This is a genomic window from Lysinibacillus sp. BNK-21, assembly GCF_048684915.1.
GTDB classification, from domain to species: domain Bacteria; phylum Bacillota; class Bacilli; order Bacillales_A; family Planococcaceae; genus Lysinibacillus; species Lysinibacillus capsici.
The window spans coordinates 3,331,056-3,357,354 of sequence record NZ_JBLQTS010000001.1; the positions used below are offsets into that span (position 1 = coordinate 3,331,056).

The window sequence follows — 26,299 nt, forward strand, 5'->3', positions numbered from 1 at the left end:
GGATAGTTAGTTGTAAAACCTTACTTCCAATAAAAAGGACTAAATTTATTACTAGGGTAACATGAAGGACTTCATTAGAGCAATGACTTTGATTTCTACCCGCAGTAAATTGGAAAAAATAAACTGTTACTCCATCCTCATAACAGGAATAGTGACTGTCACTTTTCCTCCACCCGTTATCGAATCATTAGCGAGTGTTATTACCCCATCATGCTTTTTAATAACTGACTCTGCAATATAAAGACCCATACCATGATGATCTGTTGTATTTCTACTTGGGTCTCCACGATAAAATTGTTTGGTAGCCTCTTTTAAATCTTTTGCTGAAAAACCTGTACCACTATCTTTCACAGTAAAATGAATAACATTCACCTTTCCTTCAATAGATAAAGTGACTTTCCCGTTATTTGGTGTGTGCTCAACCGCATTGACAATCACATTTAATAGAGCCCGATAAAAAAGCTCTTCCTCTATCATAATGGAAGTAGGTAGCCTGACCATTTCTACAGTAACTTCAAGATTTTTTTCTAAAGCAAGAGCTTTCATTTGTTGTTCGACCTGTTGAATAAAAGAATGCATGGCGACATTTGATTTTGAGGTGACAATACCTTGCTCCACATTCGAAAGATCCATTAATTGCTTTGTGAATTTTTCAATTTCAACCGTATTTTTTAATATATAATGGTTAAATTCTTTTTGCATTTCATCTTGGGCGGTGTCCAATAAAAGTTCGGCATTTCCCCGAATAATCGTCAATGGTGTTTTCAGGTCATGTGCCAGTGCTGATATTTGTTCTCTGCGCAATCTTTCTGCCCGCCATTGCTGTGTCAAAGAAGTATTTAATGCTTCCTTCATTTGTTCGAAGGAAAGAGCAATATCATCAATTTCTTGGATTCCAGACGGTTGTAAATGAAATGCCAAATTTTGATGTTGTATTTTTTCAATAGCTTCTTGTAAGCCCATCATTTTTTGTTTTAGTCTTCTGCCAAAATGAACAGCAAGTACCGCTGCTTGTACAACAACTCCAATAATAAAAACTAATAAAACCGTTAATTGCGGATTAGGTAAATAATTTCTTATGATGGCAGAGCGATACTCAGGTACTAAACTATAGCGTAAAATACATACTTCCTGTTCGCGCTCAATAAATGCATAAAATCGAGAACTTCCCTGCTTTTCTCCTTTTTGTTTTAACTGCCATGCATAGGAAGCCTCTTCTTTAGTTAAATTGCCTGAAATAAACTCTCCCTGGTTTGAAACCACTGCATATTCTACAAGGTCAGGGATCATCGCATCCGTTACCGAGCTGCTTGTAGCAATTCGATCTTTTGCTAACGTGATTTGTGCCTCTGCATAATTTGCAGGTAAAATAATATTAGCTGAAAAGGCAAACATAAATAGACCTATTAATAGTGCCACTAAAAGAATGATGCCAATGCACAGAAAAAATAAATATCTCAGAAAAAATGTATGCAGACGTGTTCCTTTCCTCGGTTTTACGGTTTCCACTTATAGCCAATCCCCCAAACCGTATCAATGACTTCTATATCAAATGCATGCAGCTTTGAACGAATATTTTTAATATGCTCTGTTATCGCTGTACTGTCACTTTTGCCATCAAACCCAAAAATCGTTTCGTATATTTGATCTTTAGAAAAAACTTGCCCGCGATGACGTGCTAAAAATTCACATATTTCATACTCACTTTTGGTTAACGGAATCCTCTCATTTTGAACAAATAGTTCTTTACCAGAAAGATTAAAATGAACTTTACCATGATAAAGAACATTCCGTTTCTCTCTATTTTCACGTCGAATATGAGCATTTACCCTTGCCCGTAGTTCCCCAATACTAAAAGGTTTGATTAAATAGTCATCTGCACCTAAGCCAAGACCAAACATAATATCTTCCTCTAAGGTTTTAGCGGTAAGAAAAAGAATCGGACAATCTACAGCATGGCGAATTTGCCTACATAGCGTATAGCCATCAATAGCAGGCATCATCACATCAAGTAAGATTAGATCAAAAAAGCCTAGATCCATCTTCTCTACCTCTGTCGAATTAAACACAATATTTACTAAATGATTATCTTTATGTAGTGCATTTTTAACCAGCATTAAAATATCAATTTCATCATCAACTACTAATATATTTGCCATAATTTATCCTCAACCATCCATTCCTACTATTCAGCTGCTCTACCTTCCCATCTCCAAAACCATAGGCAAGATAATGCAAAACCTAGTATGCTTCCACCTAAGCACCATATTATACTAGTTTGGATACTTCCTTCGAGCCATATTAAATTTGTGCCCGCCGAAGTTAAAATCCATAAAGAAACAAAGTGACCGCTCCATCCATACGGTAAAAAGGGCCAAATAGCATCACCTAAACCAGTAAGCAACAAAGCGACCAGCAGGGCTTCCACAATGCCTAAACCAATCGAAGCACCTTTTCCAAATTGGAAGCTTACAAATAAATGTAAAATATAAAAAATAATATGACTGCTGAATAAAATACAGGCAGCAACACTATAAAATAAATAGTCAAAATCTACTTCATGTAATAATTCTCTAAAGCCCATACTAAAAATAGCTACAGACATAAAGATGGCTCCAAAGCTATACATCAATAATAATATAAGCTTACTCAAGTATGCCTTTATTTTTATTTTTGTTGAGACTAGCATGCTTTGATAATGACCTGCCTTCGCCTCCTGATCGGATGCCATTGCACATACTAATCCTATAATCATAGGTAGTCCACACGCTAGGCCTTGAAAATAGGCAGTTACTTTTCCGTGAAAATCCCATGGTGAATAGGAATAGTAAGCTAAAAACAATCCAGAAATAGCAATGGGGACAAGTAGATGTGTAAGTAGTAATGGAGTTCGTCTTGTTTTAAGACTTTCCGCTCTCAATAATCGTAACATGTCCATTTGCTATTTGGCCTCCCTTTTTTGAAACCACTTTGTCGTGAGTGAAGTGATTATGATAAACCAAGTGATCGTTATCAATAATCCAGGAAATATAACATCGTTATTGAGTAAAGAACTACCCTCAGGTACTGGTAGACCATTTGGTAATATACCGAGAGTTGAGCATAATAGACGTGCACCAATTGCAAAAGGATAGCAATACCATAGCTCTCCATCAGCAAATACTACAATCCCTACGATATTGGCAACTACATTGAGCAAAATAGCCAAATAGGTTCCTAATTTAGCTGCCAGAAAAAGACATAAGGGAATTTGCCACAAAAACGTTACGAAAATAACTAGAGAACTTAATAAGCTGCTTGTTATTGGTAAGCTATGACCAAATAGCCAGCCCCCTACTGTAATTCCTCCAAAGAACATACTAGTGATAATGAAAAGCCATACACCTGATGAAAGGATTTTTCCCAACCAAACCTTTTTGAGGCCAAGTGGTAGTGCAAGTATACTATGGTATTTCAACTTCTTATCTTTTTCGATCACTAAGGCACAGCAAATCGTCAGTGCACCTGGCAGAAGCATCGTATACCACCAGTTATAAGCTCCTGTTTGAAAATACTCCCCTCCCATAAGTACAGCGCCTATAAGTAAGGTTATAAGTGGCGTAAGCCAAAGTAGTTTGGGAATAAAAGTTCGCTTCCATTTTAATTGTTCTGCTTTCATGATGGCTAACATACTAATGACCTGCCTTTCTGTTGGCAGTGACAACCTGCATGAAGAGTGACTCTAATTCATGACCTTGTGGAGCTGGTCCCTGATAGCCAAGCTTGCCACCAGCAATAATGCCAATATCATCCACGACTTGTTCTACCTCAGGCAAAATATGACTAGACAATATAACAGTGATACCTTGTTCTGGAAAGGAGCGAATGAGCTTACGAAGCTCTTGTATACCGATTGGATCCAAACCATTTGTCGGCTCATCTAAAATTAACAGTTTCGGTTTGTTTAACAGCGCAATTGCTATACCTAATCGTTGCTTCATCCCTAAAGAAAACTGACCTGCTCGTTTTTTCCCCGTATTCGTTAAATCTACAATCTCCAATACTTCGTCAATCCGACTTTGTGGTATGCCTAACGCTATCGTTCGAACTTTTAGATTCTCTTTAGCTGTTAAATTATCGTACAAGGGTGGTGTTTCAATTAAGACCCCGATATCCTGCAAATCTTTTCGTGACCATAGATGTCCATTAAAAATGATATCTCCAGCATTAGGTCGTAGCATGCCCGTTATTATCTTTAAGGTTGTAGATTTTCCCGCTCCGTTAGGTCCAAGTAAGCCATAAACTGAATTACGTTTAATTTCTAACGATAAATTATCTACAATGTTTTGTCCTTTAAACGCTTTATTCAGATTGTTTGTTTTCAACATCAAATCTTTCATAATTAGTCATCATCCTTTCGATGACCTTAGTGTAAAAAATAAATATAAGGATTTTATAAGGATTCCATAACAATTACTTACTTGCGATCGATTACTAAAGCATAAAAAAAGCATTTGGAATGACTTCATTCCAAATGCTTCGACCCTATCAAATTTACATAAATTCTTTTACTAAATCATTAAAATCATTTTCGCTCATTTTGATATCGATATCTGTTAATGGTAACTCAGAGTAGCCAGGTACTTTTTCTTGATACGACGTTGTTTCAGTATCATGATAAATAATGCCTGTTACTAAGCCCTCGTGTTCCATCACTGTACGCATTGCCATACCACGATCTGAGTGATCATAACCTTCAACATCTGCTAATTTTGTTAAATTTTCTTTAAACCAATCATATGTGTTCACTTTGTTATACGTTACACAAGGTGAAAAGACATTGATAAATGAGAAACCTTTATGGTTAATACCAGCTTCAATTAGTGCTGTTAATTCTTTAATATCTGTAGAGAAGCCCTGTGCCACAAATGTTGCACCACTTGTTAACGCTACCTCTAATGGTTTCAATGATGGCTCAATCGCTCCACCTGGTGTAGATTTTGTAATAAATCCAGCAGCTGAACGTGGAGATGTTTGACCTTTTGTTAAACCATAAATTTGGTTATCCATTACAATATAAGTTATATCAATATTACGGCGGATGGCATGAATTGTATGCCCCATACCAATAGCAAATCCATCACCATCACCACCAGAAGCGATAACATGTAAATCACGATTAGCCATTTTCAATCCCTGTGCAATCGGAAGTGCACGGCCATGAATACCATGGAATCCATAAGAATTGATATATCCTGAAATTCGACCTGAACAACCAATTCCTGAAATGACAGCAAGTTCATTTGGTTCAATGCCGACATTTGCAGCAGCACGTTGGATAGCTGCTTGTACTGAGAAGTCTCCACAGCCTGGGCACCAGTTTGGTTTCACTGTATTACGAAAATCCTTAAATGTTGCCATTAGCGAGTCAACTCCTTCACACGATTTTCTAATTCACCTGGCAAGAATGGTGTACCGTTATATTTAGTGATTGTCACGATTTTATCGTGACCACCAACATTCATCTTCATAATATTAGCTAATTGACCTGTATAGTTATTTTCTACAACGATCACCTTTTTCGCTTGTGCAACAAGAGGTGCTATTTCTGCAGATGGGAATGGGTGAATTAATCGAATATGTGCATGATTCACTTTCATTCCTTGCGCATTCAGTCGCTCTTGCACTTCTTCAATAGCACCTCTTGTTGAGTTAAAGCCTACTAATAAAATATCGGCTTCCTCATGTGGTGCATTGACAAAGACTGGGTTATCAAATTTCAAACTCTCTAATTTACGGAAGCGTTTATCCATTTGAGTTTGGCGATTACCCGTTGCCTCAGATGGCTTCCCTGTTTCATCATGTTCAACACCTGTAACGTGGTGAATACCATGTAATGTACCCGGTAATACACGAGGTGAAATCCCATCTTCTGTATCTTCATAGCGCTTGAAGTAGGCTTTATCTGCCGCTTCCTCAAGATCATCCATCACAATTTTACCGCGACGAATTTCAATTTTATTATAATCAAATGGCTCTACAGATTGTTTTCCTAAAGATAATTGTAGATCTGTCATTAAGATTACTGGTAATTGTAATTCCTCTGCAATGTTAAATGCTTGGATCGTATCAAAGAAAGCTTCCTCCATTGTAGAAGGTGCAATGACTACCTTAGGAATTTCTCCATGTGTACCGTAAAGCATAGCCATCAAGTCAGATTGTTCTTGCTTAGTTGGTAACCCAGTTGAAGGGCCTCCACGTTGTGTATCCACTACTACTAAAGGTTGCTCTGTCATACCTGAAAGACCGATTGCTTCCATCATCAATGAAAGACCAGGACCAGCTGAAGCGGTAAAGGAACGTACGCCACCAAAGTTAGCGCCAATAGCCATTGTTGCTGCTGCAATCTCATCTTCCGTTTGGATTACCGTACCACCGAATTTCGGTAATTTTTTAATCAAGTATTCCATGATTTCAGAAGCAGGTGTAATTGGGTATGCTGCCATAAAGCGTGTCCCAGCAGCTATTGCGCCAAGTGCTATTGCGTCGTTCCCAATCATAAACATACGACGTTTTCCATCCGCAGGTGCAAGCTCCCATTCGCCTATACGATCAACTAAAAGCTCATTCATAATTTGACGACCACGTGTAATGGCTTCCATATTTTTTTGAACGACTTCTTCGCCCTTTTTACCAAAAATATCATCGACAACATTTTGGAATACTGCATCTTCTAGATTTAGCAATGACGCAGTTGCTCCGATAGCCACCATGTTTTTCATTAACGAAGTACCAAGCTCTGCTGCTACTTCTGTGAACGGTACTGCAAATAATGGTGCTTTTGAATCCTCTGGTTTAACAGGATCAAATTTTGCATCGGCTAAAATAATACCCTTTTCTGTAAGCTCTTTATAATTGACATCAATTGTTTCTTGATCGAATGCCACTAAAATATCTAAATCATCCGCAATTGAACGTACTTCTGTTGGACGAACTGTAATTTTATTATTCGTATGGCCACCTTTAATTCGAGAAGAGAAGTGACGATAACCGTATAGGAAATAACCTAGACGATTCATTGCCATTGAGAAAATCTCACCTGTACTCTCAATCCCTTCACCCTGTTGCCCACCGACTTTCCATGAAAGCTGATGTAACATGTCAACAACTCCTTAAATCCAATGTGTACTATTATTTTTCCTTCATAAGTTTAACACGAAGAAACCGTCTGGACTATTGTTTCTCCACGATTTAGGCGAAAATCAGACCTTTGACTGAAAATCCTGTTCATAAAGTTGTAATTTTCAAATCTAAGCAAAATCACGCCCCTATTTCAAGTGACATCTATCATATGTAAAACAGGAAAACGAAAAAATGCTCCGCCACAATAGTATGTGACAGAGCATTTTACTTCATTACTTTTTTATCGAATACGTTTTTCCACTAACAGCTTTAATGCTGTTCGTTCTTCTCCAGCAATCAAAATATCGGCAAACGCCGGCGCGCAAATTAAATCTGTGCCACTTGGCGCTACAAATCCGCGTGCGATGGCCACTGCTTTCACGGCTTGGTTAAGTGCACCTGCCCCAACTGCTTGCATTTCTGCTTGCCCTTTTTCTCTGATTACCGCGACTAATGCACCTGCAACTGAATTTGGATTAGAGCGTGATGATACTTTTAATGAATCCACAATTATTCCTCCCCGTTTCGCGAATAGTGTTTACGCTCAACAACTCATGTCCCCCTTTTTGGACCTCAAGTTATTGTCCGTAGCACATTTTATGCTCCGCAAAACGGAAATAGACTAGTTTGACAAAGAAACCTATATCCCCGTAAAAGAAACGTAAAAAAACATTCTTCGACTTATCTACCCTTGAAATGGATAGTCTTCATTTATATAAATGCGTTCACAGGCAATAGCCTTTCCTGTTCGATCGTCCATCTCTACAAAGAAACCACTTAAAACCTCTCGCCCTTTTTTCGGAACTTCAAAACGAGATGGCATGTTTGTTTGGAATTTATAGATGACACTTTCCTTCGTCATACCTAAAATTTCATCATACGGCCCTGTCATACCAACATCCGTGATATAAGCTGTACCTTGCGGGTAAATTCTTGCATCTGCTGTTTGCACATGTGTATGTGTCCCAACAACCGCTGAAGCCTTTCCATCTAAATGCCAACCAAGGGCGATTTTTTCACTAGTCGCTTCAGCATGAAAATCCACGAAGACAAGTGGAGATATTTGTCGAGCCTCTGCAATCAATTGATCTGCCATTGCAAATGGATCCTCATGTGGTGGTAAAAATACGCGACCATGTAAATTAATGACAGATAATGTCACACCCTTTTTAGAAATCTGGACCATACCTTTACCAGGTGCTTCACTTGAAAAGTTTGCCGGACGGATTAAGTAATCCGCGTCATCAATAAAATCAAAAATATCTTTATTATCCCATGTATGATTACCCATTGTAATAACATCTACACCCATTTGTAGCAAGCTATTATAAATATTACGAGTAATCCCTCGTCCTGCCGCAGCATTTTCCCCATTTGCAATCACAACATCTGGATTATACTTCTTTTTTAAGCGAGGTAAATATTTTTCCACCGCATCTCGACCAATTGAACCAACAATATCACCAATAAATAGAACTTTCATTATGCAAGACCACACTTTCTCTAAATAACATCTTTTAGTTTACCATCTTTGCTTTGGCAATCGCAAAATTAAAACGCAAGCCTTACTCAATTTACACGTTTAAATACTATTATCTTATTGATTAGCACCAGTTTATCTAGGATTGCTGGATGGGAAATTGTGCATCTTTTTTATTAGATGAGGCCCCATTGGTATTGAGTTGCCCTATAAAAAAAGCGCCTAATTTCCATTTACTCATTATATATGTTATACAAATGGAGCAACTGAGACTGACAATAAATGAAATGGCAATGACAGAAAATACACTTAATGTTTTGATAAAATTCGTTAAAAAAATTTTAAGTAGGCTATTAACTAGGGGATGTAATAAATATATACCGAAGGAATAACGACTAATAAAAATGATAAATTTCGGCATTTTTCTTCTGTTACTCGCGATGAAAAATAACAGAAAAGCTACACTGAATGTATAAAGGATAACGTCTATTCTCTTTGAATGAACTTCCGTAATAATACCTGATAATTGAGTGGTTAGCAAAAGACTTACTGTGATTAGTAATACTGCTAGTAACAAATAACGAAAACGCTGTAACCACGATAGAAATTTATCATAATTTTTTCCACAGTAATAAGCTACTGCAAAATAAGCAATCCACGCAGGAAATGGCATCTTATTAAAAAAATCCCATTGTAAACTAGTATACGCTAAATCAGGAAAATACTTAAATGGATCCAAAAAATTAAAAAAGGCTAAGTAACCAAAATTAATGATAAAAGCAGTCATTATTACTTTATAGGCAGGGTATCTTGAGGCAATAAATTTCACAAAAAATGGATGAATGATATAAAACTGAAAAATGATCACGATAAAATAACCATGGAAATCACCTTCCAAATAATTTAGTAGTAGTTTTTTGGCAAATTCAATAGAAGGCGATTCAATTGATTTAAGAACGGCATCAAGTAGTCCAATAAAAAGAAATGGCGTTAACATATATTTATAACGTTTTACATAAAACTTTTTCGGCAAACGATCTGAATAGGAATAGGCAATGACAAACTCTGAGATAAATATAAAAAGAGGTGTCCCGAACATAAAGATCAGCTGAATAGATGTCAGGATTACGAATAGTGGACCTTCTTCTATGTCATACATGTTCAATGCCAACGTAACACTATGCATTAACACAATCCCTAAGCAAGCAACGTATCGTAGTAAATATATTTCTTTGACTTCTCGCTTCATCACCCTCACCTGCCATTTCAAAGGAATCAATTTGCCTTTCAATTATGCTACTTACCTTACTCAATGCAGGGATAAAATTATTTACTATTGGTAGTTGTTCTCTTTAATTGCACCAAAATATCTCGCATTGTTTGAGGCTCAATAATAAAATTACCTACTAATAAAATAAACATCGTCCACAAGGAAATACATATAGCGGCTACAAGCCATGAACCTGCAGATGTAATATGGAGCTCGATAAAAAATATAAATGGTATTGCTGCAGTAAGTGCAAAAATACTATTTTGCACAATTTTTTTGACAGTATCTTTAGGTGAATTTTGTAAAATCTTTTTAGAAGAATAAATGATTAAATCATAAGTACGATAGCCGTATGAACAAATTCCTCCCAGTAATATTCCTTCTGCGCCAAAAAACTGTACAAAAACAAGAGAAACTACAAGGTTGATTAATGCTTCCATAATGGCACGATTTTTCGTCTCTCTAAAATGGCCTGCAGCATTCACTAACGTATTGGCAGGAATCCGAATTGTATTCGCTACTCCTACAATGACAAACAATATTGCTAACCAGGGCCTTATGTAATTGGCATCTTCAATCCCTGCTGTATAAATCTTTATAAATGGCAATATTAAAATAGCTGTACATGTGTAGCTAAAAGCAATGATGCCATAAAAAATATATTCAAAGTGATGAAAATATTTCCGAAGAACGTCCTTATCCTCTTTGACAAGAATGTCTCCAAAAGCTGCTAATATCGCCCCTGAAAAAGTGGATATAAACAATGTGACTGCATTAAACACCATACTATAAACTGTAAACACACTGACTTCTGTTAAGCCCAGAAAAATCGTTATTAAAATAAACGGCGTGTTAAACACCACTAACGAGGCAATTTGATGAATTAAAGCATCCCATTTATCTTTAATTGCTAACGTATTCGCTTGTTTTTTACAATTGAAATATGGATATTTCTTTTTAACATACAATCTTAAAAAAAGAACATCCAGTAACAATAAGGCACTTGAACTAGCAACAACAATGACGATGGAAAAACCAAATGCTATCAAAGTAACTGACAATAGTGCACTCGCAAAAAGCAACATTGTTTGAATGCGAAAAATAACAAAGCTTTTTTGATCTGCCGACAGTAGAACTAAATATTTCCCTATAAAAAAATACTCCCACATGCCACTAATCCCCAAAATAAGTACCATGTAAAGAGCCGTTCGCGGATTCACTTCATCTCCTACTAATAACGGATAACAAATAGCCAAAATGGCGACTAATCCAACAAAGACATAACCCGAACGTCTATAAAAACGATTAGTCGCTGAAAGAATTCCATTTATTTGGTCTTTATCACCCTTGGCTAGTGGCTTATAAAGTGCCACTATCGATGCATTACCAACCCCAGCCTCTACTATTTTTAAATAACTTAAAAATTGCTTAATCGACGAAACAAGCCCGTTTGTAGCAGAGCCGTATGTTGTCATAAATAGTCGAGGTAAAATGAAATTAATAACCGCTGCTACAACTTGTAGTAATACATTAGACATTAAATTTAAAACTACTCTCTTAGTTCTCATGCTGGTAAGCACCTTTTCTTTTAGTAAAAGTAGGGATTAAGCCTTTGCAATCACTGATCCGCTGTTTAAACCTATTCAACATGAAAAGTAAAAGAATTTGTTTTTTCTTTAATAACCAAGTATAGATCTTTGATTTGAGCGGCATATTTGTCATCCGAATCGCATGCAACGATCCATGAAACGCTTCATGAATCAACATTTTCTTAATAAAGGTACGCTTTTCATGTAAACGCTTATGGTTGAATCTATTCAATTCATTATTCACCGCTGCCATCACTAAATAAGTAAAATAATACTGAAGTTGTTCAGCAAAATTAGGAACCTGGTCTGCTTTCCTGTACTTTAAAACTTTCAATTGTTCATACAACACAAGTATTTTTTTAAAAAACATCTGATCATAACTAGCCGTCATGGAAGAAGAATGCTGACGGTAATGGTAGAGATACTGATTTTCTAATATATAAATACTTTCTGCATCAAGTAAGCTAGGATATGTACAAGCAACATCGTCCCCCATGCAAATTTGATCATCCACATCAAAGAGATTTTTCTCTAATAGGTCTCTTTTAAATATTTTGTTAGATAAAGATGGATATAAGCCAAAACGGTAATACTCGCCCGAATATAGCATAATTGGATATACTTCTTTTTCCATTCTATCCTTCCTGTACAAACCAGGCGAGACAAGCTGTGGTCTCTTCACTTCTTGGAGTGGATAATTTTCTACAATGTCACAAATAACAATATCTACATCAAAAACACGGGCAGTATTACATAATGATTTATACATATCAACTTCAATCCAATCATCACTATCTACATAACCAATATACTGTCCTTTGGCGACCCTTAGCCCTGCTTTACGGGCACTGACAGCACCACTATTTGCTTGATGAATGACGGTAATTCTTGTATCAGATTCGGCATATTCATCGCAGATTACCGAGCAGCTATCAGTCGAGCCATCATTTACTAATATCAACTCAAAATCTACGAATTCCTGTCTCAGAATACTATCAAGACACATTTTTAAGTAAGGTTCCGTATTATAGACGGGGACAATAATGCTTAAATATGGCACTCACCTCACCTCTCATTCATAGTAGTTCCCTTACTTTTACTCATAGTCAGTGCAAACATAATTAATAAAATATGATATGGAAAATAATCCATGACAAATGAATCAAGTCCTATATTCGCTATTAACATGATATAGAGAGGAATAGCGTTGATTGAAAGGATTTGAAAGCCTGGTCTATTCATAATTCCGACATTCTCTCTAAGTACTTTATAGAGGCTTGAAATGTATAGTACTGACAAGACTATTCCGATTAAACCTATATAATAGGGAGTTGATAAGTACATTGTATGTGCCATCTTTACCTTCGCAAAGCTTGTGCCAAAGCCTGCACCCAAAACAAATACTTTCGTGTTTTGAAGGATTTCATTTACAAATAGGCTCCAACTACTCACTCGACCAGTGGTAATGGCATCTGTCGATATTCCTGACCCAAAAAACCGAATCCAATAAATTTCGAATAACTTCTCGTAAAAAAAATAGAGGGCACCCCCACAAATAATCACGATAAAAGACGAAAATTTAATAGCAGTCTTCACATTATTTCTAATGAATACAACAAATGTCATCATAATGAAAACGATTAATGTAATAATAAACATTTTGGAATATGTCAGTATGCCAAAAAATGCTAATATCACGAGTAATACAATTGACTTTTTCTCCTTTTTTCCATCCAGATTAAAAAGCACTAATAAACAAGCCATAGCTATTAATACTTGCAAACTAAAGTAATTTGGATCTAAATCTAAACCCGTAAATCTTGTACTAATCGAGTTCATTGTCTTCACTGTATTCACAATGGTCATTGACTCTATGAAATGATCAATTTCTGGGATAGAATAACTAATCAATCGAACGATTGAAGCAGCTAGTAAACCCGATGCATAGATATACGTATACCTTCTGAAATATGCCTTATCATCGAGGGTCAATATTGCACAAAAGAGCACACTATAATTCAACACAAAGCCTAAAACTGCAATAAGATTACCACCACTAACTATCGTTACGGCCACCGTATAAAATGCAAATAAAAAATAGGTTAATAGGAGTCGTTTTGAAATACCTTGCTTTTGTAAAAAGAGCGTCAAAATACTTAACAAAATATAGAAAGAACTAAGTACAACAAGCAGTGAGTATCCTGATATATCGAATTTAATGACATACACCCACGAAATAAAAAACAATAAATAGTCAATTCGATGCTGCTGCTTATCTAGCAGCATCGCCAAACTAGTTAAAAGGAAGAAGAGCCAGAGAAATAGATTACTACCTGTATATATTTTGAATACGACAAAGATACTTGAAATTATACAAATGAGCACACTAAAATTCTTAGATTCTATCATGTACATCAAACTCCAATACAAGTTGCTCTTGAGCTTTTTTGTTTGTGTAGTGATTTTCCTCTATGTAATTTTTCATATTGTGTAGTAATTCTGTATTTTTCATAACACTAGAAATGACTTGAAAGATGTCTTGAATGTTAAAGCCTGTTATCAATCCGTTATGACCATTACAAATTTGTTCACCTGCTGCGGCAAAGTCCGTTGTAATAACAGGCGTTTGTACAATTAATGCCTCCCCAATGACCATTGGATAGCCTTCGTAGGCAGATGTTAAAACGAATACATCACTACATTTTATAAATGGATAGGGATTTTTCATTTCTCCTACAAATTCAACTACATCCTCTACACCTAGTTGCAAAGCTAATTGCTGATTTGAAAGTAGGTCTGGTCCATCCCCTAAAATGCGCCAGCGAAAATTATTTATAGAAGCTTCCTTTAACAACTTACACAGATGTGGAATAAGGTCGAACCTTTTTGTACTATTTTCAATTCGCCCGACAGATATTAAATCCAACTCGCTTTTATGAAACGGTGTATATTGACATGCCAGTTCTTTAATCTCTTCGATTGGAAAAAAATTATAAACCACTTGAATTTTATGTTGATATTGTGGAAGAAAATGTATTAAATTTTCCTTACATGCTACTGAAACACATAACAATCGATCAAAATTTTTATAGGTTTTGACACAAGCCTCATAATTAAAATTCGCTTTAATGGGATCTGTATGAATCCATGCTAACTTACGATCTGCTATCACAAACTGATCTACAAATAAATTGGTCCCCTTATTGAAGTATTGATTGGGTACATCATTAAAATAAGATATGGCGATATCATAATGACAATTATTGCGATGTTTTTTTAAAAGCATCGAATAGAAGTTATGGGAACCTATTAATCGAACAACTATCATACACACAATGCGTAAAATAATATGCCATACGTTATTTCTTTTTTTCACTTCAGCAAAAGGTGTAGCAATTAGTTGTAACAGTAAGTTCCCTGTAGTTACCTTCACATTGGAGGGAATATCGTTCATTAATTCCCCTCCACTAAATGTGAAAACATCTATCTCATATTTCTCGTAGAGGCTGATTTCTTTTAGCATATTAATTAACGCCTTTTGGATGCCACCCATTTGAAAATTTTGTGCAACAAATAATATTTTCATATTAGCCCCCCTAAAAATACTACTGTAAATTTTCATATTGCTCTTACGTAAATAAAAAACGGATCGATAGCCGCTACGAGCTACTCCCTTTGCTGCTCACACTCCGCATAGCTTTTATAAATTACTGTATAAATCTGTTATCCGTTTCTCCATTTTCGCCCAGCTGTAACCTTCTTCGTACAGTGCCTTCATTTCACGAGAAATTTCTGGCCATTCTTTTCTACGCTTTACCAAATTCTCAATTCCGTTTTGTAAACTCTCTCTATTGTAATCAATAAGTTCTCCAAAATTATTTGTTGCAACTACTTCTGACATTCCCGTATTTTTCACCATAATCAAAGGCTTACCAAGCATTAATGCTTCATAGAATTTATTAGGTGCAGCATAATAATGGTTAGAGATGGTAGGATCATAAATAGCCGTCATAATGTCACAACTATTTTCTAACTCTATTGTTTTTTCATAGGGTAACTTACCATAAAAGTGTATATTGTCATGCATTTTCGAAGCTTGCAGCAATGTATCAGCTAACTTACCAAATCCACCAATATGCAGCTCATAACTTGGCGTATTTTTTACTACTTCAACCAATTCACTAATCAATCGATTTTCAGTAAGTATACCTACATAGACTATTTTTACTTTTTTCGGATTCAACTCTAAGCAATCATTGGAATCTATATAACGTGGAGTATTATATATGACCTCTATTTTTTTAGGTGAAGCTTTAGCAATCTGTTCTTTGCGCTTTTCTGTACATATAATGACTGCATCCACACTATTCATAAGGCGTATATCTAGACTAGCAATGACCTTTCCAATAATCTCCGGTCCATAAAATGGTGAAGTATACGAATCAAATACGTCGTAGATTACTTTTTTACGAAGTAATTTCCCACATATTGTACCTATTAACGCTGTATCAAAATCACAAGCGTGAATCATATCATACGTATTTTTATGGCGAAGTAACCATTGAAGAAGTTTAAGTTGAAAATTTATAAATGGGACTAAGTTCTTTTTCAAACCTCCTCCAAATGTTGCCGGAATACCAAACCTTGTAATACGAATTGCCTGTTCACCTTCTAACAGCTGGTTCTTTATTTTATATTTTTTATCTCTATCCCAAGCTAAAATGTGAACCTTCCAATTATTTTTCGCAAGGCAATGTGCTTCCTTTTCAACCCTTGGATCTGGAGAAACAGGGTTACTCCTCATAAAAACAACTCGCATCTCATATGCCCCCCCTTAAACACTGAATGTCTCTAGTGCTTCAGCTACTTTTCGCTTCCTTTTATGTCCTTACAACTTAAAGGTGCTTTCCCATTTTAAAAAAACTTCCACCATTTTTTTGTGAAAGTATCATCTGGTTCATATACAATTAATGGAAGATTATTAATGATTCGTTCGTTATTTTCAAGCAAAAATTCTACCATATCCAAATCTTTTTGTTTTTCTAAAAATCTAAGTCCCTTTTCAAATAAGAAAGGACGTGTATTTAAGTTATGCACATCTGAACCGTATGTATGGACAAGATTCGAGCGCACTAAATTTAGCGAAAGTTTTTGGACGGTTTTGCCAAACAATCCTGCTAAACTCCCTGATGTAATTTGTGCAACTGCCCCCTCGCGTATAATTTGTTCCAAATGACTTGGATTTTCTGAAATGACTCTATTTCGCTCTGGGTGTGCAATAATTGGTGTTATGCCTGCTGTTAATAACGAGTAAATGATATCCTTTGTATATTTGGGAATATGATTAGAGGGAAGTTCCAACAGCAAATAATTGGAATTTGCTAATGTATGTAATTGTTTTTTTTCATACAATTCTAGAATGTTACCTGCCAAGCGTACCTCTTGTCCCGTGTAAAGTTTTAACGGCATATTACGTTGGTCAATTGCCATTTGTAACTGTACAATTTGCTCATTCACGACATCAAAGGGGACATTATACAATGGATGTAAAGCATGCGAAGTGGAAACAATCGTTGAAATCCCCTCCAAAACTGCCTGCTCAAATAAACAAAGTGTCTCTTCAATCGTTTTCGGACCATCATCGACATCAAATAATATATGACTGTGCATATCAATCACTGTACTTCACTTCCCTGTCTAGATACTTGAATTAACGATAATATTGCTCATAATATTGATGGAGTGGCATTTTATAGTTATTTAATACTACGCCTAAAATATTTGCTTTTGAGGCTTCAAGGCTTGACTTTGCTTTTAACACACTTTCATTTTCTGCAACTCCACTGTTCACAATTAATAATGTACCATCACATTTATTAGACAAAATTTGAGCATCTGTTACAGATAATAGGGGTGGCGCATCAAAAATAATGATGTCAAACTCTTTCTTTAGTTCCTCAATTACACTCCCCATTAAGGTAGAAGCTAGTAACTCTGCAGGATTGGGGGGAATAGGCCCACTTGTCAAGACATATAGATTAGCAATATCTGTATTATTGACGACTTCGGAAATTGTAAAATGTCTTGTTAGTAAATTTGATAGACCTCTAGCATTTTGCAATAGAAACGTATAATGCATTGTTGGTTTTCGTAAATCTGCATCTACGATGACGACCCGTTTTCCTTCTTGTGCGAAAACAACACCTATATTGGCTGCATTGGTTGACTTTCCTTCACCTGGTGTTGCAGATGTTACTAATATTGTTTTAATTTCTCTATCAGGCATTGAAAAAGTAATATTTGTTCGGATTGTTCGAAATTGTTCAGAAATAAAAGAATGGCCATTTGCAATCGTCACAAGTTTTCGTCCCATTTTCACTAACTTCTTCTTTTTCTTTTTTTTCCAAAACATTATGATCCTCTCCTCGTTTTACGAGATTTTATCCTAGTGCTTTTATTGTGAGCATCACTAATTTGACTAATCAAGCCAATAATCGGTAGTCCTATTAGCTCTTCAATATCTTGCTCCGTCTTGATTGTAGTATCTAAGCTCTCTATTATGATTATGAGAGCAGCACTTAAAACAAAACCAATAAACGAGGCTGCTACTATATAAAGGGTTTTATTTGGCGCAATCGGTACAGGTTCCTTATCTAAATGTGCAACTGACAAAATATTAACATTATCAACCGTCATTAAAACTTGGATCTCCTCTTGAAACACATCTGCTATTGTATTGGCAATTTCGACAGCCAACCCTGCTTGCTTGTCTACAACATTAATATTGACAACTTGTGAGTTATTGGCACTAGATACAGTAATTTGATCCATTAAAACTTCAGGTGTGACATCCAAATCTAGCTTATTTATAACTTTAGATAAAATAGCAGAACTTGTTATGATAATGTTATACGTATTAATAAGTCGGAGATCTGTTTCAACCTGTTGTACACCTAAATGTGGTTGCTCTATATTTTTTTGATTAACTAAAATTTGCGTTTCTGCCTCATAGGTAGGTTTTAACACAAAGATGCTAATAAAGGCTGTAACCAACGCTGCAAAAAGTGTAAAACTTATGATAAAAAGAAAGTTTTCTCGGACTATTTTCAATATATCTTGTAATGTGATTGTTTCTTTCAATGCTCTTCACTCCTTGTCAAAACATAAACCAGTTGTAAAAATGGAGTATAACTAGGCTGGTTAATTTTTAAAAGGTATTCATGTTGAGGCTAGTTCACTATGCTTTATTCCATACTATATTGTTGGAATCATCCATTTATTCTTACTGGGTAGATCACATCGAATTTATTCACATACAAAAAGGCACCCCCTGACCTTGGTCAAGGGATGCCTATTATTTTAATATTTATTTCGCGTATTCCACAGCACGTGTTTCGCGAATAACTGTTACTTTAATATGACCTGGATAATCGAGTTCTTCCTCAATACGTTTGCGAATATCACGCGCAAGACGATGAGACGCTAAATCATCAATTTTTTCAGGTTGTACAATAATACGAATTTCACGTCCAGCTTGAATCGCATAAGATTTTTCTACGCCATCATAGCTTTCTGAAATTTCCTCTAACTTTTCAAGTCTGCGGATATAGTTTTCAAGTGTTTCACTACGTGCACCTGGACGAGCTGCTGATAATGCATCAGCTGCAGCGACTAATACCGCAATAACAGATGTTGCTTCAGTATCACCATGATGCGAAGCAATACTATTAATGACAACTGGGTGTTCCTTATACTTTGTTGCTAATTCCACACCGATTTCGACGTGGCTTCCTTCAACTTCATGATCAATTGCTTTTCCAATATCATGTAATAAGCCTGCACGACGAGCCAATGCTACATCTTCACCAAGTTCAGCAGCAAGTAATCCTGCTAAATGTGCGACTTCAATTGAATGTTTTAGAACATTTTGTCCATAGCTTGTACGATATTTCATGCGGCCTAAAATTTTCATTAAATCTGGATGTAAGTTATGAATACCAATTTCAAATGTAGTTTGCTCACCTGTTTCGCGAATTTGTTCATCCACTTCACGTCGAGCTTTTTCCACCATTTCCTCAATACGAGCTGGGTGAATACGACCATCCTGTACAAGTTTTTCAAGTGCAAGTCGAGCTGTTTCACGGCGAATTGGATCAAAGCCTGATAATATAACCGCTTCTGGCGTATCATCAATAATTAAATCAATTCCTGTTAACGTTTCCAATGTACGGATATTACGGCCTTCGCGACCAATAATACGTCCCTTCATTTCATCATTTGGCAAGTTCACAACAGATACAGTTGTTTCTGCTACATGATCTGCAGCAAAGCGTTGTAGTGCTAATGATAAAATTTCACGTGCTTTTTTATCTGAGTCTTCTTTCGCACGTGTTTCAGCTTCTTTCGTCATCACAGCAATATCAGTTGATAACTCTTTTTCTACTTCATTGAGGATAATTGATTTAGCTTCATCCCTAGTTAAAGCAGAAATACGTTCTAACTCTGTTTTTTGTGATGCCATGAGCTCGTCCACTTTGCTCTCCATCTGTTCAATATGCTGTTGTCTTTCAGCTAGAGCTTGTTCTTTGCGCTCTAAGCCAGCTTCTCTCTTATTTAGAGCATCATCTTTGCGATCAAGATTCTCTTCTCTTTGCAATAAACGGTTCTCTTGTTTTTGAAGTTCTAAACGACGTTCACGAATGTCATTTTCAGCTTCAGTACGAAATTTGTGAGTTTCATCTTTGGCTTCAAGTAGTGCTTCTTTCTTCATTGCCTCCGCTTCTCGTTTTCCTTCTTCAACGATTGTTTCAGCGACATGTTTAGCACCAGTGATTTTTGAGTCATTCACTTTTTTCATGTAGATATAGCTAACAGCGGCACCAACGATGAGTCCAAGCAAAGCGGAGATGATAGTAATTCCATCCATATGAACACCTCCTCTTGCTATTTGGGTATTACAGTTTCAGTCGGCGCATACATCTATGTCGCCTTAGCTAAAATGCACCAGATTTTGTTAAAATTTATGCAAAACCCGTTTCATTGGCCAAAGGCATTATCTTCATCCAGTAGGCGTTTAGACATCCATTTTAAAGGATATTTCACTATAAAACATTTGCTAAATGAGGATAAAATGTACTGCCTATTTAAAGTCATAATTCAGAAATTATACATATTTAATTGTATAGCTAGCCTCATGCTCTGTCAAGGATAGTCAGGCGTATGTTCGCCACCTTAGCCAAAAAAAGTAAGTCCTATCCATTCAGTGAATTTTTTCCCTATTACTATTTCACTAGAAAATTTTTCATGTTAAATACAATTTTAAAAAAAACAGTACATAAGAAATAAACACATAGCCTCTCTCTTATTATGTGTAAAAATTTAAGAATATAGACAAAAAAATGCATTGCCCCCTCAATAAAGTGGGAACAATGCAATCATTAATTATTCTTCTTCCAGAAGTAACATTAATTCTTCATCCATCTCTTCTTCATCATCATGGGCAGCAATTGTATAAGAAGAAGCTGCAATACCATAAGAAGCTCGGATTTTATTTGCTATGTCTTCTAGGACAGCAGTATTTTCTTTTAAATACTGTTTAGCATTTTCTCGTCCTTGACCTAAGCGCTCATCGCCATATGCATACCAAGAACCACTTTTTTGTACAATGTCTAATTCTACGCCTAAATCGACTGTTTCGCCTTCTTTAGAAATTCCTTCTCCATACATAATATCTACTTCAGCTGTACGGAAAGGTGGTGCTACTTTATTTTTAACAATCTTAATTTTAGTACGGTTACCAACAATATCATTACCTTGTTTAATAGCTTCTGCACGACGCACTTCTAAACGGACAGAGCTGTAGAACTTAAGCGCACGTCCACCTGGTGTTGTTTCTGGATTACCGAACATGACACCAATTTTTTCACGAACTTGGTTAATGAAAATAGCAATGGTTTTTGATTTATTAATCGCGCCTGAAAGTTTACGTAAAGCTTGAGACATTAGACGTGCTTGTAGGCCGACATGAGAGTCACCCATATCCCCTTCAATTTCAGCTTTTGGCACTAAGGCAGCAACAGAGTCAATGACGATAATATCAATAGCACCACTGCGCACTAATGCTTCTGCGATTTCAAGTGCTTGCTCACCTGTGTCGGGCTGTGATAATAATAGCTCATCAATATTGACACCTAATTTTTGTGCATAGATCGGGTCTAATGCGTGCTCAGCGTCGATAAATGCTGCTTGTCCACCTGTTGCTTGTACTTCAGCAATGGCATGTAGAGCAACAGTTGTTTTACCCGATGATTCTGGACCGTATACTTCAATAATACGTCCACGTGGATATCCACCCACTCCTAATGCAGCATCAAGTGCAAGTGAACCACTTGAAGATGTCGCAATTTCTAAATCGGTTTTTTCACCGAGTTTCATGATGGAACCTTTACCAAAATTCTTTTCAATTTGTTTTAGAGCCTGTTCTAAGGCTGCTTTACGATCACTCATTCATTTTCCTCCTTCGAAAACTGTTCACTGTTTTTATCTATCTCTACTATACTTGTTTTTGAGAAAACACGCAAGAAAAAAGCGAACATTTATTCGATTTTTCTTCAAAATAAAAATTTGGATAGTTTTCCTCTACCCAAATTCCTATGTTTTACTCTATTTTAATAACGTTTTGTGTAGCCACGTTCTTCTAAAAGCTGCATTAAATAATGGCATGTAAATTTCACCGCACGGAGTCGATTCGTATTCCGCATGCCTGATAAATGAAGTAAATATGTAAGCGGCTCCTCGTCATTTATGGCAATACCAATCCAAACCGTACCTACTGGCTGATGATCGTGTGCAGTGGGACCTGCTTCTCCTGTAAGACCAATCCCAATATTTGTAGCAAATTTCTCACGAACAGCACTTGCCATTGCCGCTGCACACTCAGCACTCACAACACCATGTGTATCAATTAATTCTTGTGAAATGCCTAGCTGTTTTACTTTCGCATCTGCTGCATAGGTAACAACGCCTCCTATAAGTGCATTGCCTACCCCTGGAATTTCCGCAAGTTCAGATTGAAATAAACCAGCAGTTAAACTTTCTGCAGCCGCAATTGTTAGCTCATTATCCAGTAGCATTTCTACCGTTTTTGAGGCAAGGGAATCATCATCTACACCATATTGATAATCACCAACAAGTGCTTGTATTTCTGCAACCTTTGCCTTAATAAGCTGGCCAGCTTGTTGCTCTGTTGCGGCTTTAGCTGTTACGCGTAACGTTACCTCACCATCAGAAGCAAGTGGAGCAACTGTTGGATTGGTTTGTGCATCTAAAATATTTTGAACTTGTACTTCAAGCTCGGCCTCACCAATTCCATAAAATCGCATAACATGTGATGCAATGATCCCTCCATCATTAAGCATCGCAGCAAGTTTAGGTTTAGCCTCAAATTGAAACATTGGTTCTAACTCTTTTGGAGGTCCTGGTAATAAAATATAAGTGCGATCATTTTTTGTGAAGATCATACCTGGAGCCATTCCATGGTGATTAGCTAATACTTCACTCCCAGCTAAAATTAATGCCTGTTTACGATTATTTTCCGTCATTGGACGTCCTCGTTTAGCAAAAAATTGCTCAATATACGTCAATGCTACTTCATCAAACTCAAGAGAAACACCAAGATGACGTGCAATCGTTTCCTTCGTTAAATCATCTTTTGTTGGACCAAGTCCTCCCGAAAAAATAATGAGATCTGCACGAGACTCTGCCACTTCGATAGCTTGTTCTAAACGCTTTGCATTATCGCCTACTACGGTATGATAGAAAACGTTGATGCCAAGCTCGGATAGCTGGCTTGAGATAAATCTCGCATTTGTATTCGTAATTTGACCTAATAATAGTTCTGAGCCAACCGCAAGAATTTCAGCATTCATGATCCCAAGACCTTTCTTATTTAGACTCAAGTAATACACGTCGATTTAGATAGAAATAATCCCATCCTGACCAAAGTGTAAAGAACAATGCAACATAGAGCATGATTGTATCAAATGGAATACCAACCAATGTAAAGATTGTATTGTGTAAAAGAGCAGCAGCAATCGCTACAATTTGTGCCCAAGTTTTAATTTTACCAAGCTGATTGGCAGCTACGACTTCTCCTCCACCTGCCAAAATCAAACGTAAACCCGTTACAGCAAATTCACGACTAATAATAATGATAATTACCCAAGCAGGTGCCATCTTAAGCTCGACCATTAAAATAAAGGCTGCTGAGACAAGTAACTTGTCAGCTAAGGGATCTAAAAATTTCCCAAATGTCGTTACAAGATTATACTTACGTGCGTAATAACCATCCACCCAATCGGTTGTTGAAGCAAAGATAAAAATAAGTGCGCCTATAAAATGATGAATTGGCATCTCTGCACCAAAAAGTGATAATGTTCCCCAGCCAAAATCAAACATCATAACAATGACAAAGAATGGAATAAGTAAGATTCGAGAGATGGTAATTTTATTTGGAATGTTCATTTTTCTAACACCTTTCATGATGAAAGAAAGTAGTCATCATGTGATGACTACTGTTCTTTATTGAAATTGATGACGATATTTTGCGTTACAATTTGTTGTGCATACGTTAGAAGTTCGTCATTAATATAGATTTTAGCTTGCGTTGAATTACCGAGACGAATACGAACATAGTTTTGTGTTGAGGCGTCAAATTCAACTACTTCCCCGGCATTATAGACACGCGTATCTGTTAAGATTTCTTGTTGCTGTTGATTGCGAATACCAACAAATGTAGGGCCTGATATTTCAATTTTCAGTTTCATTGTATCCGTCCCTGTTAACGTATAAGAAGTTGTCGCTCCATCTGCTTCAACAGTACCCGCGGAAATTGTTTGCTTCATCTCTTCAGTTTGATCAGTGTCATCTTCATCAGTTGGTGTTTCTTCTGTAGCTTTTGTATCTTCTTTATCATTTTTCTGTGCATCTTTATTTTCTTGTTCTTTTTTATCCTTCTCACTATCAATTGGCTTGACATTTGTGTCATATTCAATCTCAGGAGTTGGATTTACTTCTTCGCTTGTCCCTGGACTGTTTTTTGATTGCCATAGCACCCATATAGCCACAATAATGACTACAATAAATAAAGCAACAATGATTTTTGGCATAGCCTCCATCATTTTATTCGAAGGGCCTTTCGTTACTTTTCTTCTGCTGGGGCTATTCGTCATCGATTGACTTACTTGATCGTTTGGAGTGCTCGGTAGTTCATTTTTATATGTCTCTAAGATTTCTTCCGCATCCAACCCAACAGCTTCTGCATATTGTTTGATAAAAGCTCGTACATAAAACGAACCAGGCATAATGGAATAATTGCCCTCTTCAATTCCTACTAAATAACGTTTTTGGATTTTCGTTATTTCTTGTAAATCGTCTAAGCTGTAGCCTTTAGACAGTCTCGCCTCTTTCAGTCGAGTCCCTAATTCTGCCACTAATAACACCTACTTTAACATCAAATTAAAAATTAAATCCTCCAAAAGAATCCGATTCGGACATATGATTTTTTTCCATTATTTCATAAGTAATTTCTTCATCAGTGTGATGACGTAGTTCAATAATATAATCAAAATCCTCTATTTTATATTCTGAATGCTGAACAAACATATCTGGATGCTCTACAACTTTGATACAAGGCATATTCATCATTTCACGCACTAATTGCAAATGTTTCTCATCAGATGAACGTCGAGTCACAATACCATCTAAAATAAAAATATTGTTACGACTAAATTCATCTCCCACAAGCTTATTACGAACTGTTTGCTTAATCATTGTAGATGATAAAAAGATCCATTTTTTATTGGCACAGACACTGGCGGCTACTATGGATTCAGTTTTTCCAACACGTGGCATGCCACGAATACCAATCAGCTTATGTCCCTCTTTTTTAAAGAGTTCTGCCATAAAGTCGACTAAAATACCTAATTCATCTCTTACGAAATGGAATGTGTTTTTTTCATCTGCATCTCGAGGAATATAACGACCATGCCTAATGGCTAAACGGTCGCGAAGTTTTGGTTGTCGAAATTTGGTTACGTTAATATGTTCCATTGTCGAAACAATTGTACGAAAACGCTCAATTGCCTCATCATTGTCTGTATGCACTAACATACCACGTCGATCCTCATCTACACCATTTATTGATATAATATTGACACGAAGCATCCCTAAAAGTGAAGCAATATCTCCTAATAATCCAGGGCGATTCACCTGAATTTCATATTCAAAGTACCAATCGCTCAACACACTCGTTCCCTTCCTATTAGTTAACGTAAAAAATCCTTTATAAGTTCCATCATAGCTGATTTTTTATGTAATGGAAAGTTAGAATACATGGAATTACAGTGTTATTTACTAATTTTTTTTGATGACTGTTAAATAGGCTTACATACGTTCCCGTTTTCACAGATAAAAAGTTTATTGTATAGCAAAAAGAGGAGATTGGCTCTCCTCTTTTATTTACTGCACATGCTTATTTTGTACAAGCTTAATGACACAATTCGCTAATGCATGTTTTTCATCTTCAGAGGCAACGCCCCATAAATCCGACAGCACTCGCTCTTGTTCGTTTTTAGGATCGACATTAGTCGCCAAATATTCCCCAATTTGGACAGCAGCCGTTTGAATCATTTTCTTCGGCATACCGCTTGATTCAGCTTGCATAACGTTTTGTCCTAAAAACGATGTCCATTTTTGCCAGTTTTCTAAAATGGTCATATTCTTCCTCCTCCTTTACACAAG

25 protein-coding genes are annotated in these 26,299 nt (G+C 36.4%); all 25 read right to left on the minus strand.

The annotated features are described in order from the left end of the window. Positions 1 to 126: 126 nt before the first annotated feature. The 25 genes from ACMGGO_RS17085 to ACMGGO_RS17205 all read right to left on the minus strand — a co-directional run bounded on the left by ACMGGO_RS17085 (position 127) and on the right by ACMGGO_RS17205 (position 26,275). Entirely contained in the window at positions 127 to 1,509 is a 1,383-nt protein-coding gene (locus tag ACMGGO_RS17085; protein WP_420282095.1) for a sensor histidine kinase, read from the minus strand. Next, a complete protein-coding gene (locus ACMGGO_RS17090) occupies positions 1,497 to 2,159 on the minus strand; it encodes a response regulator transcription factor (RefSeq protein WP_221682718.1) in 663 nt (220 codons plus the stop codon). Before ACMGGO_RS17090 ends, ACMGGO_RS17085 begins: the two co-directional genes overlap by 13 nt. A gap of 26 nt (positions 2,160 to 2,185) precedes the next feature. Beyond that, the gene (locus tag ACMGGO_RS17095; protein WP_420282096.1) at positions 2,186 to 2,938 is read right to left on the minus strand and encodes a lantibiotic immunity ABC transporter MutG family permease subunit; all 753 of its coding nucleotides are present in this window, start codon (positions 2,936 to 2,938) and stop codon (positions 2,186 to 2,188) included. A 3-nt stretch (positions 2,939 to 2,941) separates the two neighbouring features. Further along, complete coding sequence (locus ACMGGO_RS17100; RefSeq protein ID WP_221682720.1) at positions 2,942 to 3,670, minus strand: lantibiotic immunity ABC transporter MutE/EpiE family permease subunit; 729 nt, start codon at positions 3,668 to 3,670, stop codon at positions 2,942 to 2,944. 1 nt (position 3,671) lies between these two features. Beyond that, complete coding sequence (locus ACMGGO_RS17105) at positions 3,672 to 4,379, minus strand: lantibiotic protection ABC transporter ATP-binding protein (RefSeq protein WP_420282097.1); 708 nt, start codon at positions 4,377 to 4,379, stop codon at positions 3,672 to 3,674. Between the two features lie 154 nt (positions 4,380 to 4,533). Beyond that, positions 4,534 to 5,400 (minus strand): 2-oxoacid:ferredoxin oxidoreductase subunit beta, encoded by an 867-nt coding sequence (locus tag ACMGGO_RS17110; protein ID WP_004224896.1) that lies wholly within the window; start codon positions 5,398 to 5,400, stop codon positions 4,534 to 4,536. Further along, positions 5,400 to 7,139, minus strand: a complete 1,740-nt coding sequence (locus ACMGGO_RS17115) for a 2-oxoacid:acceptor oxidoreductase subunit alpha (protein ID WP_221682722.1) — start codon at positions 7,137 to 7,139, stop codon at positions 5,400 to 5,402. The genes ACMGGO_RS17110 and ACMGGO_RS17115 overlap by 1 nt, the downstream gene beginning before the upstream one ends. A 263-nt stretch (positions 7,140 to 7,402) precedes the next feature. Then, entirely contained in the window at positions 7,403 to 7,669 is a 267-nt protein-coding gene (locus tag ACMGGO_RS17120) for a stage V sporulation protein S (protein ID WP_004224903.1), read from the minus strand. Positions 7,670 to 7,846: 177 nt separating this feature from the next. Further along, complete coding sequence (locus tag ACMGGO_RS17125; protein ID WP_257521325.1) at positions 7,847 to 8,644, minus strand: TIGR00282 family metallophosphoesterase; 798 nt, start codon at positions 8,642 to 8,644, stop codon at positions 7,847 to 7,849. A 136-nt stretch (positions 8,645 to 8,780) separates the two neighbouring features. Then, positions 8,781 to 9,890, minus strand: coding sequence for an acyltransferase family protein (locus ACMGGO_RS17130; protein ID WP_420282098.1), 1,110 nt, complete (start codon positions 9,888 to 9,890; stop codon positions 8,781 to 8,783). A gap of 77 nt (positions 9,891 to 9,967) precedes the next feature. Then, entirely contained in the window at positions 9,968 to 11,479 is a 1,512-nt protein-coding gene (locus ACMGGO_RS17135; protein WP_420282099.1) for a lipopolysaccharide biosynthesis protein, read from the minus strand. Next, entirely contained in the window at positions 11,469 to 12,560 is a 1,092-nt protein-coding gene (locus ACMGGO_RS17140) for a glycosyltransferase (protein WP_066036554.1), read from the minus strand. The genes ACMGGO_RS17135 and ACMGGO_RS17140 overlap by 11 nt, the downstream gene beginning before the upstream one ends. Before the next feature lie 5 nt (positions 12,561 to 12,565). Beyond that, complete coding sequence (locus ACMGGO_RS17145) at positions 12,566 to 13,909, minus strand: hypothetical protein (protein ID WP_054550541.1); 1,344 nt, start codon at positions 13,907 to 13,909, stop codon at positions 12,566 to 12,568. Then, the gene (locus ACMGGO_RS17150; protein ID WP_420282100.1) at positions 13,896 to 15,086 is read right to left on the minus strand and encodes a glycosyltransferase; all 1,191 of its coding nucleotides are present in this window, start codon (positions 15,084 to 15,086) and stop codon (positions 13,896 to 13,898) included. Before ACMGGO_RS17150 ends, ACMGGO_RS17145 begins: the two co-directional genes overlap by 14 nt. A 114-nt stretch (positions 15,087 to 15,200) precedes the next feature. Continuing rightward, a complete protein-coding gene (locus ACMGGO_RS17155) occupies positions 15,201 to 16,319 on the minus strand; it encodes a glycosyltransferase family 4 protein (protein ID WP_420282101.1) in 1,119 nt (372 codons plus the stop codon). A 95-nt stretch (positions 16,320 to 16,414) separates the two neighbouring features. Next, positions 16,415 to 17,170: a tyrosine-protein phosphatase gene (locus ACMGGO_RS17160; RefSeq protein WP_233732463.1), complete on the minus strand. Its 756-nt coding sequence runs from the start codon at positions 17,168 to 17,170 to the stop codon at positions 16,415 to 16,417. A gap of 40 nt (positions 17,171 to 17,210) precedes the next feature. Further along, positions 17,211 to 17,912, minus strand: a complete 702-nt coding sequence (locus ACMGGO_RS17165; RefSeq protein WP_420282102.1) for a CpsD/CapB family tyrosine-protein kinase — start codon at positions 17,910 to 17,912, stop codon at positions 17,211 to 17,213. Next, on the minus strand, positions 17,912 to 18,640 hold the full coding sequence (locus tag ACMGGO_RS17170) for a YveK family protein (RefSeq protein ID WP_420282103.1): 729 nt from the start codon (positions 18,638 to 18,640) through the stop codon (positions 17,912 to 17,914). The genes ACMGGO_RS17165 and ACMGGO_RS17170 overlap by 1 nt, the downstream gene beginning before the upstream one ends. Before the next feature lie 226 nt (positions 18,641 to 18,866). Next, entirely contained in the window at positions 18,867 to 20,426 is a 1,560-nt protein-coding gene (gene rny, locus ACMGGO_RS17175; protein WP_004224930.1) for a ribonuclease Y, read from the minus strand. A 515-nt stretch (positions 20,427 to 20,941) separates the two neighbouring features. After that, entirely contained in the window at positions 20,942 to 22,006 is a 1,065-nt protein-coding gene (recA, locus tag ACMGGO_RS17180; RefSeq protein WP_016992835.1) for a recombinase RecA, read from the minus strand. Between the two features lie 161 nt (positions 22,007 to 22,167). Continuing rightward, on the minus strand, positions 22,168 to 23,427 hold the full coding sequence (locus ACMGGO_RS17185; RefSeq protein WP_054550950.1) for a competence/damage-inducible protein A: 1,260 nt from the start codon (positions 23,425 to 23,427) through the stop codon (positions 22,168 to 22,170). A gap of 16 nt (positions 23,428 to 23,443) precedes the next feature. Beyond that, positions 23,444 to 24,022 carry a CDP-diacylglycerol--glycerol-3-phosphate 3-phosphatidyltransferase gene (gene pgsA, locus ACMGGO_RS17190; protein WP_004224936.1) on the minus strand — a complete coding sequence of 193 codons (579 nt, stop codon included), beginning with the start codon at positions 24,020 to 24,022 and terminating at the stop codon, positions 23,444 to 23,446. A gap of 47 nt (positions 24,023 to 24,069) precedes the next feature. Then, a complete protein-coding gene (locus tag ACMGGO_RS17195; protein WP_175400707.1) occupies positions 24,070 to 24,999 on the minus strand; it encodes a helix-turn-helix domain-containing protein in 930 nt (309 codons plus the stop codon). A 16-nt stretch (positions 25,000 to 25,015) separates the two neighbouring features. Beyond that, a complete protein-coding gene (locus ACMGGO_RS17200) occupies positions 25,016 to 25,801 on the minus strand; it encodes a DUF3388 domain-containing protein (RefSeq protein WP_026023397.1) in 786 nt (261 codons plus the stop codon). A 216-nt stretch (positions 25,802 to 26,017) separates the two neighbouring features. Further along, positions 26,018 to 26,275: a DUF3243 domain-containing protein gene (locus ACMGGO_RS17205; RefSeq protein ID WP_004224939.1), complete on the minus strand. Its 258-nt coding sequence runs from the start codon at positions 26,273 to 26,275 to the stop codon at positions 26,018 to 26,020. Between the last annotated feature and the right edge of the window lie 24 nt (positions 26,276 to 26,299).

What these genes read in the sequence shown, in the direction of transcription:
- ACMGGO_RS17185 (WP_054550950.1), bottom strand. Translation starts at nt 23,427, where the DNA reads ATGAATGCTGAAATTCTTGCGGTTGGCTCAGAACTATTATTAGGTCAA.
- ACMGGO_RS17090 (WP_221682718.1), bottom strand. Translation starts at nt 2,159, where the DNA reads ATGGCAAATATATTAGTAGTTGATGATGAAATTGATATTTTAATGCTG.
- ACMGGO_RS17205 (WP_004224939.1), bottom strand. Translation starts at nt 26,275, where the DNA reads ATGACCATTTTAGAAAACTGGCAAAAATGGACATCGTTTTTAGGACAA.
- ACMGGO_RS17145 (WP_054550541.1), bottom strand. Translation starts at nt 13,909, where the DNA reads ATGATAGAATCTAAGAATTTTAGTGTGCTCATTTGTATAATTTCAAGT.
- rny (WP_004224930.1), bottom strand. Translation starts at nt 20,426, where the DNA reads ATGGATGGAATTACTATCATCTCCGCTTTGCTTGGACTCATCGTTGGT.
- ACMGGO_RS17100 (WP_221682720.1), bottom strand. Translation starts at nt 3,670, where the DNA reads ATGTTAGCCATCATGAAAGCAGAACAATTAAAATGGAAGCGAACTTTT.
- pgsA (WP_004224936.1), bottom strand. Translation starts at nt 24,022, where the DNA reads ATGAACATTCCAAATAAAATTACCATCTCTCGAATCTTACTTATTCCA.
- ACMGGO_RS17160 (WP_233732463.1), bottom strand. Translation starts at nt 17,170, where the DNA reads ATGCACAGTCATATATTATTTGATGTCGATGATGGTCCGAAAACGATT.
- ACMGGO_RS17105 (WP_420282097.1), bottom strand. Translation starts at nt 4,379, where the DNA reads ATGAAAGATTTGATGTTGAAAACAAACAATCTGAATAAAGCGTTTAAA.
- ACMGGO_RS17110 (WP_004224896.1), bottom strand. Translation starts at nt 5,400, where the DNA reads ATGGCAACATTTAAGGATTTTCGTAATACAGTGAAACCAAACTGGTGC.
- ACMGGO_RS17150 (WP_420282100.1), bottom strand. Translation starts at nt 15,086, where the DNA reads ATGAAAATATTATTTGTTGCACAAAATTTTCAAATGGGTGGCATCCAA.
- ACMGGO_RS17155 (WP_420282101.1), bottom strand. Translation starts at nt 16,319, where the DNA reads ATGCGAGTTGTTTTTATGAGGAGTAACCCTGTTTCTCCAGATCCAAGG.
- recA (WP_016992835.1), bottom strand. Translation starts at nt 22,006, where the DNA reads ATGAGTGATCGTAAAGCAGCCTTAGAACAGGCTCTAAAACAAATTGAA.
- ACMGGO_RS17115 (WP_221682722.1), bottom strand. Translation starts at nt 7,139, where the DNA reads ATGTTACATCAGCTTTCATGGAAAGTCGGTGGGCAACAGGGTGAAGGG.
- ACMGGO_RS17130 (WP_420282098.1), bottom strand. Translation starts at nt 9,890, where the DNA reads ATGAAGCGAGAAGTCAAAGAAATATATTTACTACGATACGTTGCTTGC.
- ACMGGO_RS17135 (WP_420282099.1), bottom strand. Translation starts at nt 11,479, where the DNA reads ATGAGAACTAAGAGAGTAGTTTTAAATTTAATGTCTAATGTATTACTA.
- ACMGGO_RS17125 (WP_257521325.1), bottom strand. Translation starts at nt 8,644, where the DNA reads ATGAAAGTTCTATTTATTGGTGATATTGTTGGTTCAATTGGTCGAGAT.
- ACMGGO_RS17095 (WP_420282096.1), bottom strand. Translation starts at nt 2,938, where the DNA reads ATGGACATGTTACGATTATTGAGAGCGGAAAGTCTTAAAACAAGACGA.
- ACMGGO_RS17165 (WP_420282102.1), bottom strand. Translation starts at nt 17,912, where the DNA reads ATGTTTTGGAAAAAAAAGAAAAAGAAGAAGTTAGTGAAAATGGGACGA.